Here is a 15206-nt window from a genome sequence, read left to right on the forward strand (position 1 = left end):
TGGCGACGCCGAAGCGCCTCGAGGCGGTCATCCGGCCGTACGTCGAGGGCGTGATCCCCGCGGGCCTGATCACCAAGAAGACCAAGTGGCACATCAACCCGACCGGCCGCTTCGAGATCGGCGGCCCTGACGGCGACGCCGGCGTCACCGGCCGCAAGATCATCGTCGACACCTACGGCGGCGCGGCCCCGCATGGCGGCGGCGCGTTCTCGGGCAAGGACCCGACGAAGGTGGACCGGTCGGCCGCCTACGCCTGCCGCTACCTCGCCAAGAACGTCGTCGCCGCGGGCCTGGCCAAGAAGTGCACGATCCAGATCAGCTATGCGATCGGCGTGGCCCAGCCGCTGAGCTTCTACGTCGACCTGCACAACACAGGTGAAGTCGATCCGGCCAAGCTGGAGACCCTGCTGCCGCAACTGATCGGCGGCGCGACGCCGCGGGCCATCCGCGAGCACCTGCAGCTGAACCGTCCGATCTACGCCCGCACCGCGGCCTACGGCCACTTCGGCCGCCAGCCCGACAACGAGGGCGGCTTCTCGTGGGAGAAGACCGACCTGGTCGATGCGCTGAAGGCGGTCGGCTAGCCCCCCATCCACATCGACGTCCAGGAGGCGCCGGCGATCCGTTTCGCCGGCGTCTTCGTTTCTGCGCTAGACAACACCCATGTCCGAGAACCACCCGCCGCTGCGATCGTTCGGCCGCCTGAAGTCACGGCCGATCAAGCCCCGCCAGGCCGCGCTTATGGAGACGCGTCTTCCCGGCCTGCGCATTCCAGCCGGGCACCTCTCGCCCCAGGCCCTCATGCCCGACGCCCGCGAGACGTGGCTGGAGATCGGCTTCGGCGGCGGCGAGCACATGGCCGCCCAGGCCGCGCGCCATCCCGACGTTCTGATCCTGGGGGCCGAGCCGTTCGTGAACGGCGTCGCTAGCGCGGTGCGTCACATCGACGAGCAGGCGCTGGGCAACGTGCGGCTACATGACAATGACGTGCGCGAGCTGATCGCCCGCATCCCCGACGCCAGCCTGGCGCGGGTCTTCATCCTGTTTCCCGACCCCTGGCCGAAAGCCCGCCAGCAGAAGCGCAGGCTGGTGCAGCCCGAGCTGGTGGCGGATCTGGCGCGCATCCTCCGCCCGGGCGGCCGCCTGCGGTTCGCCAGCGACGTGGCGAGCTACGTGGATCAGGCGCTGGAGCGCTTCATCACGAACCCGGCCTTCGCCTGGCCCGCCCAGCGCGCCGCCGACTGGCGTAACCCGCCCGCCGACCACATCACCACGCGTTACGAGGAGAAGCGCCTGGGCGACTGCGCGCCGGTGTTCCTGGATTTCGTGAGGGGCTGATCTGCCCTTCCCACGCAGTGGTAAAGGCAGGGCGCCTACCCGGCCTTCTTGTAGGCTTCGATCGACTGGCGGATCAGTTCGCCGGCTTCCTCGGGATCGGCCCAGCGGACGATGTCGACCGACTTGCCCTTCTCCAGATCCTTATAGTGCTTGAAGAAGTGGGCGATCTGCTCGGTCAGGATCGACGGCAGCGAGCGCCAGCTGTCCACACCCGCATAGAACGGGTGCAGCTTGTCGACCGGCACGGCCAGGATCTTCTCGTCGCCGCCGGCTTCGTCGCGCATGATCAGCGCGCCCACCGGCCGCGCCCGGATGATGGCGCCAGGCACCACCGGCGTCGGACCCACCACGATGATGTCCATCGGGTCGCCATCGTCGGCCAGGGTGTGCGGGATGAAGCCGTAGTTGCCCGGATAGAACATCGCGGTGTGCAGGAACCGGTCGACGAAGATCGCGCCGCTTTCCTTGTCGATCTCGTACTTCACCGGCTCGCCGCCCTGCGGGATCTCGATGAGCGCGTTGACGTCGTACGGCGGGTTCTCGCCGACGGGAATCTTGGAGAGGTCCATGGGGAGGTCTTTCAGAGACACACAAAACAAGAGGCGCGCTCCAATGGACCATTCGGAGCGATAGCGGAAGAGGCTGCGCCGCCGTCCGGCGCGCGTCGGCCGCGAATGGGCTAGGCTGCGGGCGCCGACCGCCGCCTGAGGGGGCCGATTGTTCCAGGCTGATCATGTTGTCGTGTGGACTCCCGACCGGGACGCCGTGCTTGCGGCGCTGTCGGCGGCGACCGGCCTGCCGATCCTGGACGGCTACGCGCCCAAGGGTGGGGTGCAGGCGCGCGGCGTGCGCTTCGCCAACGGCCCCTTCCTCGACGTACACGAGGCGCCGGAGCACGGCCCGGTACTGCTGGGCCTGGGCGGCCGCCTGGCCGACGCCGAGGCGCTGGCCGAGCGGCAGGGGTGGCGGGCGCGGGTGGGCGCCGGTCAGGACGAGCCGTGGGACATCCTGTCGTTCCGCCGGGGCCAGGGCGTGCTTAGCCACCTGTTCATCATCGACTACCGACTGGACCAGGTGCTGGCCCGGCCGGTCTTCAACCGCGGCCTCTACCACCTGCCGCCAAGCGGGGGTCCGCCGCTGTCGCGGGTGTGGATCGCGGCTGCGGACGCGGAGGCCGCCAGCCGGGATCTGTCGGCTCTCGGATTTGTCGCGGCGGGCGAGGTCCGGTCGAAACTCGCGCCATTCGCAGGCCGCCTGCTTCGTGGCGCGCGTGGAGACGTGGTGGTGTGCCCCGGGGAGGATGCGGTGGTGCGTATCGACGTGTCCGGCGATCGACCCCTGCGGGTCGTGGCGCTGGGTCCCAGGCTGACGGCTGTCGTCGGCCGAGACGAAAGCGCCGGGCCGTCGCCAACTCCCTGAGCACCATCGCGTCGAGTCGGGTTGCCAGCGGGAACGCCGCCAGGACGTTCGCATGTCCCCCGTGACAGCCGCCCCGCCATCCACTATATAAGTCGTCAACATCGTCCGTTAGCGCTGTATGGCGCCTACGAGCGGCGGGCTCCGGCCCGACCGCTTTTTTCTTTATCTGGGCCTGAGTTTTCGTATGCGCGGGAAGACCGCAGAAGACCTGAAGCTGCTGGAGCTCCTCGACCCGGTCGCGGAGGCCGCGGGCTATGAGATCGTCCGGCTGCGGCTGATGGGCGGCGCCGAGCACCGGCGTCTGCAGATCATGGCCGAGCGGGCCTCGGACGGCGACATGGTGGTCGAGGACTGCGCGCGGTTGTCGCGCGCCATCTCCGAGGTCATGGACGCCGCCGATCCGATCAGCGGCGAATACACACTGGAGGTCAGCTCGCCCGGCATCGACCGGCCGTTGACCCGGCCCAAGGATTTCGAGGCCTGGGAAGGCTTCGAGGTGAAGATCGAGCTGGACCGGCTGGCCGAGGGGCGCAAGCGCTTCCGCGGCGTGCTGCAAGGGATCGAGGACGACCAGGTCGGCATCGACCTGGAGGGCGAGGCCGAGACGGCCATGATCCCGCTCGCCTGGATCGTGGAGGCCAAGCTCGTGCTCACCGACGAACTGATGAAGCGGGGCGCCGAGGGCCGTGCGGCCCGCCTCGCTTCCGAACAACAACAGACGACCGAGTAGAGGGAAAACCCCATGAGCCTGACCGGCATTTCGGCCAACCGGCTTGAACTCCTGCAGATCGCCGAGGCGGTCGCCCGCGAGAAGTCGATCGACAAGGAGATCGTCATCGAGGCGATCGAGGAGGCGATCCAGAAGGGCGCCCGTTCGCGCTACGGCGCCGAGCACGACATCCGCGTCCACATCGATCCCAAGACCGGCGAGACCACGATCAAGCGCGTGGTCACCGTGGTGGCCGATGACGCGGTGTTCGGCGGCGGGACCGATCCCGAGACCGGCGAGGACCTGCCCTTCGAGGAGCCCCCGGGCATCCTGCGCCTGGCCGAAGCCAAGCGCCGCGACAAGGACGCCGAGGTCGGCAAGACCTACGAAGAACTGCTGCCGCCCTTCGAGTTCGGCCGAGTCCAGACCCAGATGGCCCGCCAGGTGGTGATGGGGAAGGTCCGCGACGCCGAGCGCGAGCGCCAGTACGAGGAGTACAAGGACCGCGTGGGCGAGATCGTCAACGGCACGGTCAAGCGGGTCGAGTACGGCAACGTCGTCGTCGACCTGGGCCGCGGTGAGGGCATCATGCGCCGCGATCAGTCGATCCCGCGCGAGAACTTCAACATCGGCGACCGGATCCGCTGCTACATCTACGACGTCCGCCGCGAGACCAAGGGTCCGCAGATCCTGCTGTCGCGCGCCCACGGCGGCTTCATGGCCAAGCTGTTCGCCCAGGAAGTGCCGGAAGTTTACGACGGCGTGATCGAGATCCGCGCCGTCGCCCGCGACCCGGGGAGCCGCGCCAAGATGGCGGTCATCTCCAACGACGGCTCGATCGACCCGGTCGGCGCCTGCGTCGGCATGCGCGGCTCGCGCGTGCAGGCGGTGGTTGCCGAGCTGCAGGGCGAGAAGATCGACATCATCCAGTGGAGCCAGGACGAGGCCACGTTCATCGTGAACGCGCTGGCCCCCGCCGAGGTCTCCAAGGTGGTGATGGACGAGGAAGACGAACGCGTCGAAGTGGTCGTCCCGGACGAGCAGCTGTCGCTGGCCATCGGCCGCCGCGGCCAGAACGTGCGCCTCGCCTCGCAGCTGACCGGCTGGCAGATCGACATCATGACCGAGAGCCAGGAGAGCGAGCGCCGCCAGCGCGAGTTCACCGAGCGCACGGCCCTGTTCCAGGAAGCCCTGGACGTGGACGAGGTCATCGCCCAACTGCTGGTCACCGAAGGCTTCGCCTCGGTCGAGGACGTGGCTTACGTCGACGTCTCCGAGATCGCCTCGATCGAGGGCTTCGACGAGGACACCGGCGCCGAGATCCAGGCCCGCGCCACCGACTACCTCGAAAAGGAAGCCGCCGAGTACGACGCCAAGCGCCAGGAACTGGGCGTCGAGGACGGCCTGCTCGAAATCGAAGGCATCACGCTCCCGATGGCGGTCGCCCTGGGCCAGGGCGACGTGAAGTCGGTCGAAGACCTCGCCGGGCTGGTGCCGGACGACCTGCGCGGCTGGTTCGAGAACAAGAACGGCGAGCGCGTTCGCGAGCCGGGCATCCTCGAGAGCTTCAACCTGGAACCGGCCGACGCCGAGCTGCTGATCATGCGCGCGCGCATCGTCATGGGCTGGGTCGAAGCCCCCGAACAGCCGGAAGCCGCCGAGGAAGAGTTCGAGGGCGAGCAACCCAGCGAAGAAGCCTTCGCCGAGGCGGAAGCCGCCGGCGAAAGCCAAGACGCCTAAGGCCGGGTGAGGTGACCCGCCATGGAGACATCCGCCGCTAGGCCCCATGCCACACTCGCCCAGGCGTCGCGCGAACGGCGTGACGTCGTCTCGGGCGAGGTCATGGACGAGGCGCGGCTGATCCGTTTCGTGGCGGGCCCCGACGGCCAGGTCGTCCCCGATCTGGCGCGCAAGCTGCCGGGCCGGGGAATCTGGGTGGCGGCGAACCGAGACGCGGTGGCCGCCGCCGCAAAGAAGAACCTGTTCGCACGCTCGGCGAAGGCGCCCCTTAAGGCCGCGCCAGACCTGGCGGATCAGGTCGAGCGGCTGCTGCGGCAGCGGGTTTTGGCCAGCCTGGGGCTTGCGAAGCGCGGCGGCGACCTTACTTCCGGGTTCGAAAAGGTCTCGGCCGCGATCTCTTCGGGCAAGGCGGCCTGGCTGATCGAGGCGTCCGACGGCGCCGCCGATGGCCGCCGCAAGATCCTGGCCCTGGCCCGCAAGGCCAACCCGCCGCCCGGTCTGGTGGGCGTGTTCGGCGCCGCGGAATTGGGTTTGGCCTTAGGGCTGGAGAATGTGATACACACCGCCTTCCTTGCGGGGCGAGCCGCCGGGCGTTGGGCCGAAGATGTCCGTCGCCTGGAGGGGTTTAGTCCGCTCCTTCCTGAGGATTGGCGCGAGGAGCCTGTCGAGGCCAAGCGGAAGCCGTAGGGCTTTCCGCCTGTCTTCATTTTGAGATGGGCCTTGTTTGAGATGATGACGACCGGGATCCGCCCGGGGCTGAGTAAAGCGAGCGAATGAGCGAAAACGACAACAACGGCCGTAAGCCCCTGACCCTGAAGCCCCGCACCGGCGGGGCGGTCAGCTCGGGTACGGTGAAGCAGAGCTTCAGCCATGGCCGGACGAAGACGGTGGTGGTCGAGACGAAGCGGGCGCGCCCGCATGCGTCGGCCGGCGGCAATCTGGCCGCGCCGTCCGCTCGCGAGAACCGCGTGTTCGAGCCCCAGCGTCCCGCGTCGCCGCAGCAGGGCGGTCCGCGCCCGGCCGCGCCGAACGACGGCCTGTCGGCCGAGGAACGCGCCGCCCGCCAGCGTGTGATCGAAGCGGCCCGCGCCCAGCAGGCGCAGGCCGAGGCCGAGCGTCGTAGCCGCGAGGAGGCCGCTCGCGCCGCCCAGGCCGCAGCCGCCGCTCAGGCGGCCGCCGCTGCGCAGGCTGCAGCTCCGCCGCCGGTTCAACCCGCTGCGCCTGCGGCGCCTCCGCCGGTGCAAGCGGCCGCTCCCGCGCCAACGCCGGCTCCTGCGCCCGCTCCGGTCGCCCAGGCGCCCGCCGCGCCCGCGCCGCCGCCGGTTCAGGCCGCCCCGCCTCCGGTCGCTGCCGCGCCGCCGCCGCAGCAGCACGCCCCGCGTCCGAGCGCGCCCAGCCACGCCGCGCCGGGTCAGGGCCAGACCCGCACCTATCAGCCGTCGCACGATCGCCGGGACGATCGCCCGACGACCACGACTTATCGCCCGCCGGCCGCCTCGACCGGCCGGTTCGAGAACGCCAATTTCGGCCAGCGCGCGCCGCGCGCCGACGCCCGTCCGCCGCGGGACGACCGTGGCCCGCCGCGCCGCGACGACCGCCCGCAGCAGCAGGGCGATCGGGGCCCGCGCCCGGAAGGCACGGGCACCGTCCGTTACTCGGCCCTGGCTCCACGCCCGGCGCCCCCGCGCGACGGCGCCCGCCCCGGCGGCCCGCCCGGAGCCCGTGGTCCGCGTCCGGCCCCCAACGCCCCGCCGGCCACGCCGGAAGTGCAACGCGCCACCCGCCAGGCCCCGCGGCCCGGCGGCACGGTCATGGACCGGCGTGACGACGACGACCGTCGCCGCGCCAGCGAGCCCGGCAAGGGCGCGATCAGCCGCGCCAAGGGCGCCCCGAACCGCCGCGAAGGCCGACTGACGATCCAGGCCGTCGCCGGCGACGCCGAGGGCGCCGAGCGGATGCGTTCGCTGGCGTCGGTCCGCCGCGCCCGTGAACGTGAACGTGAAAAGCGCAAGGGCGGCGGGGTCGAACCGGCCCGCGTGGCCCGCGAAGTGGTCATTCCCGACGTCATCACGGTGAGCGAACTCGCCAACCGGATGGCCATCCGTGGCGTCGAGATCATCAAGTTCCTGATGCGTCAGGGCGTGATGCTCAAGATCAACGACGTCATCGACAACGACACCGCCGAGCTGGTGGCGACCGAGTTCGGCCACACTGTGAAGCGCGTGTCCGAAGCCGACGTCGAAGAAGGCTTCATCGGCGCCGAGGATCTCGACGATCATCTGGAAGGCCGTCCGCCGGTCGTGACCGTGATGGGCCACGTCGACCACGGCAAGACCTCGCTGCTCGACGCCCTGCGCTCCACCGACGTCGTGTCGGGCGAGCATGGCGGCATCACCCAGCACATCGGCGCCTACCAGGTTCGCCTGGAGAACGGCCAGAAGGTCACCTTCCTGGACACGCCCGGCCACGCCGCCTTCTCCGCCATGCGGATGCGCGGCGCCAACGTCACCGACATCGTCATCCTGGTGGTGGCGGCCGACGACGGGGTCATGCCTCAGACGATCGAAGCCATCCAGCACGCCAAGGCGGCCGGCGCCCCGATCATCGTGGCCATCAACAAGATCGATAAGCCCGACGCCGATCCCACCCGGGTGATCAACGAGCTGCTGCAGCACGAGATCGTCGTGGAAAGCCTGGGCGGCGACACCCAGGTGGTCGAAGTCTCGGCCACGCAGAAGATGGGCCTCGACGACCTGATCGAGAACATCCTGCTGCAGGCCGAAGTGCTGGACCTGAAGGCCAACCCCGACCGCACCGCCGACGGCATGGTGATCGAGGCCAAGCTGGATCGCGGGCGGGGCGCCGTCTCGACCGTGCTGGTCAAGCGCGGCACCCTGAAGCGCGGCGACATCGTCGTGGCCGGCGCCAACTTCGGCCGCGTCCGCGCGCTGCTGAACGAACGGGGCGAACAGCTCAACGAAGCCGGTCCCTCGGTTCCGGTGGAAATCCTCGGCCTCGACGGCACGCCCGATCCGGGCGAGCCCTTCGCCGTGGTCGAGAACGAAGCCCGCGCCCGTGAGCTGACCGAGTACCGTGTCCGCCTGAAGCGTGAGAAGGCCGGCGCCCCGGTCCAGGGCGCGTCCCTGGCCGAGATGATGGCCAAGATCACGGACAAGAAGGTCTCGGAACTGCCGCTGGTCATCAAGGCCGACGTGCAGGGTTCGAACGAAGCCATCGTGGGCTCGCTGGACAAGATCGGCACCGACGAGGTCCGCGCGCGGATCATCCTGTCGGGCGCCGGCGCGATCAGCGAAAGCGACGTCATGCTGGCCAAGGGCGCCGGTGCGGCGATCCTCGGCTTCAACGTCCGCGCCTCGAAGCAGGCGCAGGCGCTGGCCGAACGCGAAGGCGTCGAGATCCGCTACTACGCGATCATCTACGACCTGCTGGACGACATCAAAGGCGTGCTCTCGGGCATGCTGGCGCCGATCCAGCGCGAAACCTTCCTGGGCAACGCCGAGGTTCTGCAGGCCTTCGACATCACGAAGGTCGGCCGGGTCGCCGGTTGTAAGGTCACCGACGGCGTGGTCCGCAAGGGCGCGCGCGTCCGGATCATCCGCCAGGATATCGTGGTTCTGGAACTGGGCGTCCTCCAGACGCTCAAGCGCTTCAAGGACGAGGTCAACGAGGTGCCGTCCGGTCAGGAATGCGGCATGGCGTTCCAGGGCTTCCAGGACATCAAGGCCGGCGACGTCATCGAGTGCTTCAACCTCGAAGAGGTCAAGCGGAGCCTCTAAGGCGCCGCTTCCCTCCCTTCCGGGGAGGGTGTCGAGTGAAACGAGACGGGTGGGGATGTGTCGATCATCCCCACCCGTTTGCGTTTGGCCTCCGCTTCTAGGGCCGCTTCATCTCGAAGTACGCGCTGGGTCCGCCGAACCCCATGTCGCGATCGCCCAGGCGCGTCATACCGATGCGCTCCAGCACACGCTGGGAGCCGAAGTTCTGCGGGTCGGTGAAGGCGATGATGTGGTCGACCTCGGTGTGGGCGAAGGCCCAGTCGGCGATGGCGCGCGCCGCCTCGGTCGCCAGCCCCTGGCCCCAGTATTCCGGCCGGAAGGCGTACCCCAGCTCCAGCTCACCGGTGGCCGGCCACAGGCTGATGCCGGCCCGACCGACGAATGCCCCGTCGGTCGTGAACACGGCCCACTTCGAATGGCCGCGCGTGGCGTGCTCGGTCACGAACCGCTCGAGCGCGGCGGCGATCTCGTCATCGCTCCAGATCCCGCCCATATAGCGTCCGACCTCGGGGTCGCGATGCAGCTCGGCGATCAGACTGAGATCGTCGCGCGTGAAGGGCCGGAAAATCATCCGCGCCGTCGTGAGGATCGGTTGACCCGATCCGGCTCCGGATCCGTTCATCTGCGGTTGGGCCTCCCTGTGGGAGCGTTCTAGCGCAGCTTGACCCGAGAGGAATGCCCATGCGCGGATTCGTGATCGTCCTGATGGCCCTGGCGCTCAGCGCCTGCGCCACCGTGCAGAAGCTGGACGCCGCGTCCGACGTCCACGCGCTGCTGATTTCCATCCGCGACGGCGATCGGGCGACGTTCAACACGCTCGTGGACGAGCGGTCCCTGAAGCAGGAGATCCAGTCACGCCTGGTGGCCGAGGCGCGCCGCGACGCGCGGGTGCCCTCGGTGCTCGCCGCCGTGCTGGCGCCCAGCCTGGCCGAGATCGCGGGCGAGGCCTTGATCCGTCCCGAGGTGTTCCGCGCCGTGGCCGAGGAGTACGGCTATCGCCGCGACATGGCGATCCCGGGTCCGATCGGCATCTCCACCATGCTCAAGCCCCTGGATGACGGCCGCGTATGTGCTGTGACGAAGAGCGGGGGGGCCTGCCAGCTGATCTTCGCCCAGGCCCCGGACGGCCGTTGGCGGCTCTCGGGCTTCGCCGGCGATCTTTCCCGGCTGCGGATCAACCGCTGACCACGCTAGGCTGTTCGCGGTCTGGTCCGAGAGGGTGGCATGGGTGATGAGGCGGCGCTTAGCGCCTACACGAAGTTCGACTTCACACACGACGGGCGGACCTACCCGGTCTACCGGCGTGGCTCGGGGCCCGCGGTGATCGTGATGCACGAGATGCCCGGACTGCATCCGCTGGTGGTGCAGTTCGCCGACCGGGTGGCGGCGGCGGGGATGACGGTCTTCTGCCCCAGCCTGTTCGGCAAACCAGGCAAGCCCGTCAGCCGCGGATACACTTTGACCACCGCGCTGGGCGTCCTGTGCATCCGCCGCGAGTTCTACGTCTGGCGCGGCGACCGTTCGAGCCCGGTGGTCGACTGGCTGAAGGCGCTGGCGCGACAGGCGCACGGCGAATGCGGCGGCAAGGGCGTGGGCGCGGTCGGCATGTGCTTCACTGGCGGCTTCGCGCTGGCGATGATGACTGATCCGTCCGTCGTGGCGCCGGTGCTGTCGCAGCCCTCGCTGCCGATCAACAAGAAGGGCGCGGCCGAGATCGGTGTGTCGCGCGAAGAGCTGGCCTGCGTGAAGGGCCGGCTGGAAGGCGAGGACCTCTCGGTTCTGGGCCTGCGTTTCAAGAGCGACAAGCTGGTCCCAGACGCGCGATTCGAGACTTATCGCCGCGAACTGGGCGATCGCTTCGAAGCGATCGAACTGGAGGATGAAGACGCCGCAGAGGCGATCATTCCGCCCCACTCGGTCCTGACCCTGCACCTGAAGGAGGATGGCCCCACCAAGGCCGCCGAGCAGCGCACGATCCGGTTCTTCAAGGAGCGGACGGGGGCATAAGCACGCCGCAGGTGACACGCCGGGGCAGATGAACTAGAAGCCCCCGCTTTCCTGCACGGGCGTCCGATCCGTCCGCCAGGTTGCTGAGGCCTCTTCCCATGAAACGACCCCACACACCCGGCCGCGCGGCCCCGAAGGGCCCGTCGCAGCGGATGCTGCGCGCCGGCGAGCTGGTGCGTCACGCGCTGGTGGAGATCTTCCGCGAGGAAGAGATCAACGATCCCGTGCTGGCCGGCGTCTCGGTGACCGTGACCGAGGTGCGGGTCGGGACCGACCTGCGCCACGCGCAGGTGTTCGTGGAGCCCCTGGGCGGCGAGAACGCCGACGCGGTGGTCAAGGCGTTGAACAGGCACTCGAAGTTCATCCGCGGCCATCTGGGTCGGATGATCGACATGCGCTTCACGCCCGATCTGCACTTCCGGCACGACGAGAGCTTCAACGAAGCCGCGCGGATGGCGCGCCTGTTTGACGACCCGAAGGTCCGTCAGGACCTGACGCCTGACGCGCCGTCCGACAGCTGGAAGGACGAGGACTAGGCATGGCCCGCCGAAAGAAGGGCCAGGCGATCTCGGGCTGGATCAACCTCGATAAGCCCTACGACCTGACCTCGACGTTCGCGGTCGGCCGCATCCGCCGCTTGTTCGACGCCCAGAAAGCCGGCCACGCCGGCACCCTGGACCCGCTGGCCACCGGCATCCTGCCGATCGCCCTGGGCGAGGCGACCAAGACCGTCCCGTTTCTGGTGGACGCCGACAAGGGCTATCGCTTCACGATCGCCTGGGGCCGTACGACCGCGACCTATGACCGCGAAGGCGAGACCATCGCGAGTTCGGACGTGCGCCCCACGCCCGAGCAGGTGGCCGCCATGCTGCCCGCCTTCATCGGAGAGATCGACCAGGTCCCGCCCGCCTATTCGGCCATCAAGGTTGACGGCGAGCGCGCCTATGACCTGGCCCGCGCGGGCGAGACCGTAGAACTGGCTGCACGCAAGGTCGACGTCTTCGACATCCGCGTGGTCGAGGCGCCCGACGCCGATCACATCACGCTGGACATGGACTGCGGCAAGGGCACCTACGTCCGCGCGATCGTCCGCGATCTGGCCGATGCGCTGGGCGCTTGCGGGCATGTGAGCGCCCTGCGCCGAACGCGGGTCGGCCGCTTCAGGCAAGAAAATGCCGTGGCGCTGGAAACTCTTGAAAATTTGGGCTATGAGGCCCGCCAATCGGAGGCCCTGCTTCCGGTCGAGACCGCACTGGACGACATCCCGGTGCTGGCCGTGACCGACGAAGACGCCTTTCGATTGAAGCAGGGACGATCGATCGTTCTCGTTCCCCGACAGGTGGAAGCGGTGAAAGCCGGGCTCAAGCCGGGCTCACGCACCGTTTCGGCGATGGCGGGGGGGACGATGGTGGCGCTCTGCGAGATGCGTGCGGGCCGGCTCGAGCCCTCGCGGGTCTTCAATCTTTGAAGAGCGGAGAAACCCGATGTCGATCACGGTTGAACGTAAAGCCGAAGTCATCAAGGCCCACGCCCGCGGCGAAGCGGATACGGGCAGCGCCGAAGTCCAGGTCGCGATCATGTCCGAACGGATCGCCAACCTGACCGAGCACTTCAAGACGCACAAGAAGGACAACCACTCGCGCCGGGGCCTGCTGAAGCTGGTCTCCGCCCGCCGTTCGCTCCTCGACCACCTGAAGAAGTCCGATGCGGCTCGCTATCAGGCGCTCATCGAGAAGCTGGGCCTGCGCCGCTAGGTTTCCGACCGGACCCGTTTCCCGCACCTCTCGAAAAGGGATGGGGACCGGGTCCGTTTCGTATCGGGGCGCGGCTTCACCGCGTTCCATCCAAGTTTTCCTGAGGTCGTCCTAGAGGACCTCGGGAGCCGCTCCTCCGTCACAGGCCGGGGGGCTTATGCGGCGCCGGGGCAGTGCGCCCCACACACGCCGAGGGTCGCAAAGAGGTCCTCACCGCCTGTGCCATTGGAGAGGATTCGCCTCAGACGATCCCCTGTCCGCCCCCGCCGGGAATACGCCCGCGGGACCAGAAAGAAGCCAAAATGTTCGATATCAAACGCAAGACCATCGAGTGGGGGGGCAAGCAGCTCACGCTCGAAACCGGCCGCATGGCCCGTCAAGCCGACGGCGCCGTCCTGGCCACCTACGGCGAGACCATGGTGCTGGCTACCGCCGTCTACGCAAAGAGCGCGAAGCCCGGTCAGGACTTCTTTCCGCTCACTGTGAACTATCAGGAGAAGTTCTACGCCGCGGGCAAGATCCCCGGCAGCTTCCCCCGCCGCGAGGGCGCGCCTTCGCAGAAGGAAACCCTCACCAGCCGCCTGATCGACCGTCCGATCCGCCCGCTGTTCGTGAAGGGCTTCAAGAACGAAGTCCAGGTCGTCACCACGGTGCTGGCCCATGACCTCGAAAACGATCCCGACATCGTCGCCATGGTCGCCGCCTCGGCCGCCCTGGTGATCTCGGGCGCCCCCTTCATGGGCCCCATCGGCGCCGCGCGCGTCGGCTTCATCGACGGCCAGTACGTCCTGAACCCGACGACCGACGAGATGAAGGAAAGCCGGATGGACCTGGTGGTCGCCGGCACCCAGGACGCCGTGATGATGGTGGAGTCCGAAATCCAGGAGCTCTCGGAAGAGGAAGTCCTGGGCGGCGTCACCTTCGCCCACAAGTCCATGCAGGCCGTCATCGACGCGATCATCGAGCTGGCCGAGCACGCCGCCAAGGAACCGTTCGACTTCCAGCCGGACGACACCGACGCCATCAAGGCCGAAGTGAAGAAGGCCATCGGCAAGGACCTGGCCGCCGCCTACAAGATCACCGCCAAGACCGAGCGCCACGCCGCGCTGTCGGCGGCGAAGGAAAAGGCCGTCGCCAAGTTCGCCAAGTCCGACACCAACCCGGCCGGCATCGCGGCCGACAAGCTGGGCGGCGTGTTCAAGGAACTGGAAGCCGACGTCGTCCGTCGCTCCATCCTCGACACCGGCATCCGGATCGACGGCCGCAAGGTCGATCAGGTCCGGCAGATCGTCGGCGAAGTGGGCGTGCTGCCCCGGGCCCACGGCTCGGCGCTGTTCACCCGCGGTGAAACCCAGGCCCTGGTCGTGGCCACCCTGGGCACCGGCGACGACGAGCAGCTGATCGATGCCCTCGACGGCAAGTACTATGAGAAGTTCATGCTGCACTACAATTTCCCCCCCTTCTCGGTGGGGGAAACGGGCCGCATGGGCGCGCCGGGTCGCCGCGAAGTCGGCCACGGCAAGCTGGCCTGGCGGGCGATCCGCCCGATGCTGCCAGCTTATGAGGACTTCCCCTACACGATCCGCCTGGTCTCCGAGATCTTCGAGTCCAACGGCTCGTCCTCGATGGCCTCGGTGTGCGGCTCCTCGCTGGCGCTGATGGACGCGGGCGTGCCCCTGAAGAAGCCGGTCTCCGGCATCGCCATGGGCCTGATCCTGGAAAAGGACGGCTTCGCCGTTCTGTCGGACATCCTGGGTGATGAAGACCACCTCGGCGACATGGACTTCAAGGTCGCCGGCACCGCCGACGGCATCACGTCGCTGCAAATGGACATCAAGATCGCCGGGATCACCGAGGAGATCATGAAGCAGGCCCTCGCTCAGGCGAAGGGCGGCCGTGATCATATCCTGGGTGAGATGAACAAGGCCATGGAGGCGCCCCGCGCGCACCTGGGCGAGTTCGCGCCGAAGATTGAGACCATAAAGATCGCGGTCGACAAGATCCGCGAAGTGATCGGCTCGGGCGGCAAGGTGATCCGCGAGATCACCGCCGAAACCGGCGCCAAGGTGGACATCGGCGAAGACGGCACGATCAAGATCGCGGCCGCCGACCAGGCCAAGATCGACGCGGCCCGCGACTGGATCAAATCGATCGCGTCCGAGCCGGAAATCGGCGCGATCTACACCGGCAAAGTGGTCAAGATCGTCGACTTCGGTGCGTTCGTGAACTTCTTCGGCGCCAAGGACGGCCTGGTTCACGTGAGCCAGATCGCCGACAAGCGCGTCGAGAAGGTCTCGGACGTCCTGTCGGAAGGCCAGTCGGTCAAGGTGAAGCTCCTGGGCTTCGACGACCGCGGCAAGACCCGCCTCTCCATGAAGGTCGTCGACCAGGAGACCGGCGAGGACCTGTCGAAGAAGGAAGAGACCGCCGACGCTTAAGGCG

Annotated in this window: 15 protein-coding genes; 13 read left to right on the forward strand and 2 right to left on the reverse strand. The window is 68.4% G+C overall.

The features are described from left to right. Positions 1-584: methionine adenosyltransferase domain-containing protein (locus EPN98_RS10790; RefSeq protein ID WP_293362702.1), on the forward strand; the 584-nt coding region annotated here is incomplete at its 5' end. A 79-nt stretch (positions 585-663) separates the two neighbouring features. Next, positions 664-1338: a tRNA (guanosine(46)-N7)-methyltransferase TrmB gene (trmB, locus tag EPN98_RS10795; RefSeq protein WP_293362703.1), complete on the forward strand. Its 675-nt coding sequence runs from the start codon at positions 664-666 to the stop codon at positions 1336-1338. Between the two features lie 35 nt (positions 1339-1373). On the opposite strand, the gene ppa is transcribed toward trmB, so the two are convergent. Beyond that, the gene (ppa, locus tag EPN98_RS10800; protein WP_293362704.1) at positions 1374-1907 is read right to left on the reverse strand and encodes an inorganic diphosphatase; all 534 of its coding nucleotides are present in this window, start codon (positions 1905-1907) and stop codon (positions 1374-1376) included. Between the two features lie 172 nt (positions 1908-2079). On the opposite strand from ppa, the gene EPN98_RS10805 reads away from it, so the two are divergent. The 5 genes from EPN98_RS10805 (at position 2080) to infB (ending at position 9003) form a co-directional block, all read left to right on the forward strand. After that, positions 2080-2757 (forward strand): hypothetical protein, encoded by a 678-nt coding sequence (locus EPN98_RS10805; RefSeq protein ID WP_293362705.1) that lies wholly within the window; start codon positions 2080-2082, stop codon positions 2755-2757. A gap of 184 nt (positions 2758-2941) precedes the next feature. After that, positions 2942-3487: a ribosome maturation factor RimP gene (gene rimP / locus EPN98_RS10810; protein WP_293362706.1), complete on the forward strand. Its 546-nt coding sequence runs from the start codon at positions 2942-2944 to the stop codon at positions 3485-3487. A 12-nt stretch (positions 3488-3499) separates the two neighbouring features. Next, positions 3500-5206: a transcription termination factor NusA gene (gene nusA, locus EPN98_RS10815; protein ID WP_293362707.1), complete on the forward strand. Its 1707-nt coding sequence runs from the start codon at positions 3500-3502 to the stop codon at positions 5204-5206. A gap of 21 nt (positions 5207-5227) precedes the next feature. Beyond that, positions 5228-5893 (forward strand): RNA-binding protein, encoded by a 666-nt coding sequence (locus EPN98_RS10820; protein WP_293362708.1) that lies wholly within the window; start codon positions 5228-5230, stop codon positions 5891-5893. Between the two features lie 86 nt (positions 5894-5979). Continuing rightward, positions 5980-9003, forward strand: coding sequence for a translation initiation factor IF-2 (gene infB, locus EPN98_RS10825; RefSeq protein ID WP_293362709.1), 3024 nt, complete (start codon positions 5980-5982; stop codon positions 9001-9003). A gap of 97 nt (positions 9004-9100) precedes the next feature. On the opposite strand, the gene EPN98_RS10830 is transcribed toward infB, so the two are convergent. Continuing rightward, a complete protein-coding gene (locus tag EPN98_RS10830; protein ID WP_293362710.1) occupies positions 9101-9625 on the reverse strand; it encodes a GNAT family N-acetyltransferase in 525 nt (174 codons plus the stop codon). 59 nt (positions 9626-9684) lie between these two features. Between EPN98_RS10830 and EPN98_RS10835 the strand changes: the two genes are divergently transcribed. The 6 genes from EPN98_RS10835 (at position 9685) to pnp (ending at position 15202) form a co-directional block, all read left to right on the forward strand. Further along, positions 9685-10188, forward strand: a complete 504-nt coding sequence (locus EPN98_RS10835; protein WP_293362711.1) for a DUF2939 domain-containing protein — start codon at positions 9685-9687, stop codon at positions 10186-10188. A gap of 39 nt (positions 10189-10227) precedes the next feature. After that, positions 10228-11010 (forward strand): dienelactone hydrolase family protein, encoded by a 783-nt coding sequence (locus tag EPN98_RS10840; protein ID WP_293362712.1) that lies wholly within the window; start codon positions 10228-10230, stop codon positions 11008-11010. A 98-nt stretch (positions 11011-11108) separates the two neighbouring features. Continuing rightward, positions 11109-11546, forward strand: a complete 438-nt coding sequence (gene rbfA, locus EPN98_RS10845) for a 30S ribosome-binding factor RbfA (RefSeq protein WP_293362713.1) — start codon at positions 11109-11111, stop codon at positions 11544-11546. 2 nt (positions 11547-11548) lie between these two features. Continuing rightward, positions 11549-12478, forward strand: a complete 930-nt coding sequence (truB, locus tag EPN98_RS10850; protein WP_293362714.1) for a tRNA pseudouridine(55) synthase TruB — start codon at positions 11549-11551, stop codon at positions 12476-12478. Between the two features lie 16 nt (positions 12479-12494). After that, positions 12495-12764: a 30S ribosomal protein S15 gene (gene rpsO / locus EPN98_RS10855; protein WP_293362715.1), complete on the forward strand. Its 270-nt coding sequence runs from the start codon at positions 12495-12497 to the stop codon at positions 12762-12764. A gap of 302 nt (positions 12765-13066) precedes the next feature. Next, positions 13067-15202 carry a polyribonucleotide nucleotidyltransferase gene (pnp, locus tag EPN98_RS10860; RefSeq protein WP_293362716.1) on the forward strand — a complete coding sequence of 712 codons (2136 nt, stop codon included), beginning with the start codon at positions 13067-13069 and terminating at the stop codon, positions 15200-15202. The last annotated feature ends 4 nt before the right edge of the window (positions 15203-15206 follow it).

The sequence above is a fragment of the Phenylobacterium sp. genome, assembly GCF_004299445.1.
In the GTDB taxonomy this organism is placed as follows: Bacteria; Pseudomonadota; Alphaproteobacteria; order Caulobacterales; family Caulobacteraceae; genus Phenylobacterium.

Coding starts and splice junctions, on each gene's coding strand:
- trmB (WP_293362703.1), top strand. CDS start 664: ATGTCCGAGAACCACCCGCCGCTGCGATCGTTCGGCCGCCTGAAGTCA.
- ppa (WP_293362704.1), bottom strand. CDS start 1,907: ATGGACCTCTCCAAGATTCCCGTCGGCGAGAACCCGCCGTACGACGTC.
- rimP (WP_293362706.1), top strand. CDS start 2,942: ATGCGCGGGAAGACCGCAGAAGACCTGAAGCTGCTGGAGCTCCTCGAC.
- nusA (WP_293362707.1), top strand. CDS start 3,500: ATGAGCCTGACCGGCATTTCGGCCAACCGGCTTGAACTCCTGCAGATC.
- EPN98_RS10820 (WP_293362708.1), top strand. CDS start 5,228: ATGGAGACATCCGCCGCTAGGCCCCATGCCACACTCGCCCAGGCGTCG.
- infB (WP_293362709.1), top strand. CDS start 5,980: ATGAGCGAAAACGACAACAACGGCCGTAAGCCCCTGACCCTGAAGCCC.
- EPN98_RS10830 (WP_293362710.1), bottom strand. CDS start 9,625: ATGAACGGATCCGGAGCCGGATCGGGTCAACCGATCCTCACGACGGCG.
- EPN98_RS10835 (WP_293362711.1), top strand. CDS start 9,685: ATGCGCGGATTCGTGATCGTCCTGATGGCCCTGGCGCTCAGCGCCTGC.
- EPN98_RS10840 (WP_293362712.1), top strand. CDS start 10,228: ATGGGTGATGAGGCGGCGCTTAGCGCCTACACGAAGTTCGACTTCACA.
- rbfA (WP_293362713.1), top strand. CDS start 11,109: ATGAAACGACCCCACACACCCGGCCGCGCGGCCCCGAAGGGCCCGTCG.
- truB (WP_293362714.1), top strand. CDS start 11,549: ATGGCCCGCCGAAAGAAGGGCCAGGCGATCTCGGGCTGGATCAACCTC.
- rpsO (WP_293362715.1), top strand. CDS start 12,495: ATGTCGATCACGGTTGAACGTAAAGCCGAAGTCATCAAGGCCCACGCC.
- pnp (WP_293362716.1), top strand. CDS start 13,067: ATGTTCGATATCAAACGCAAGACCATCGAGTGGGGGGGCAAGCAGCTC.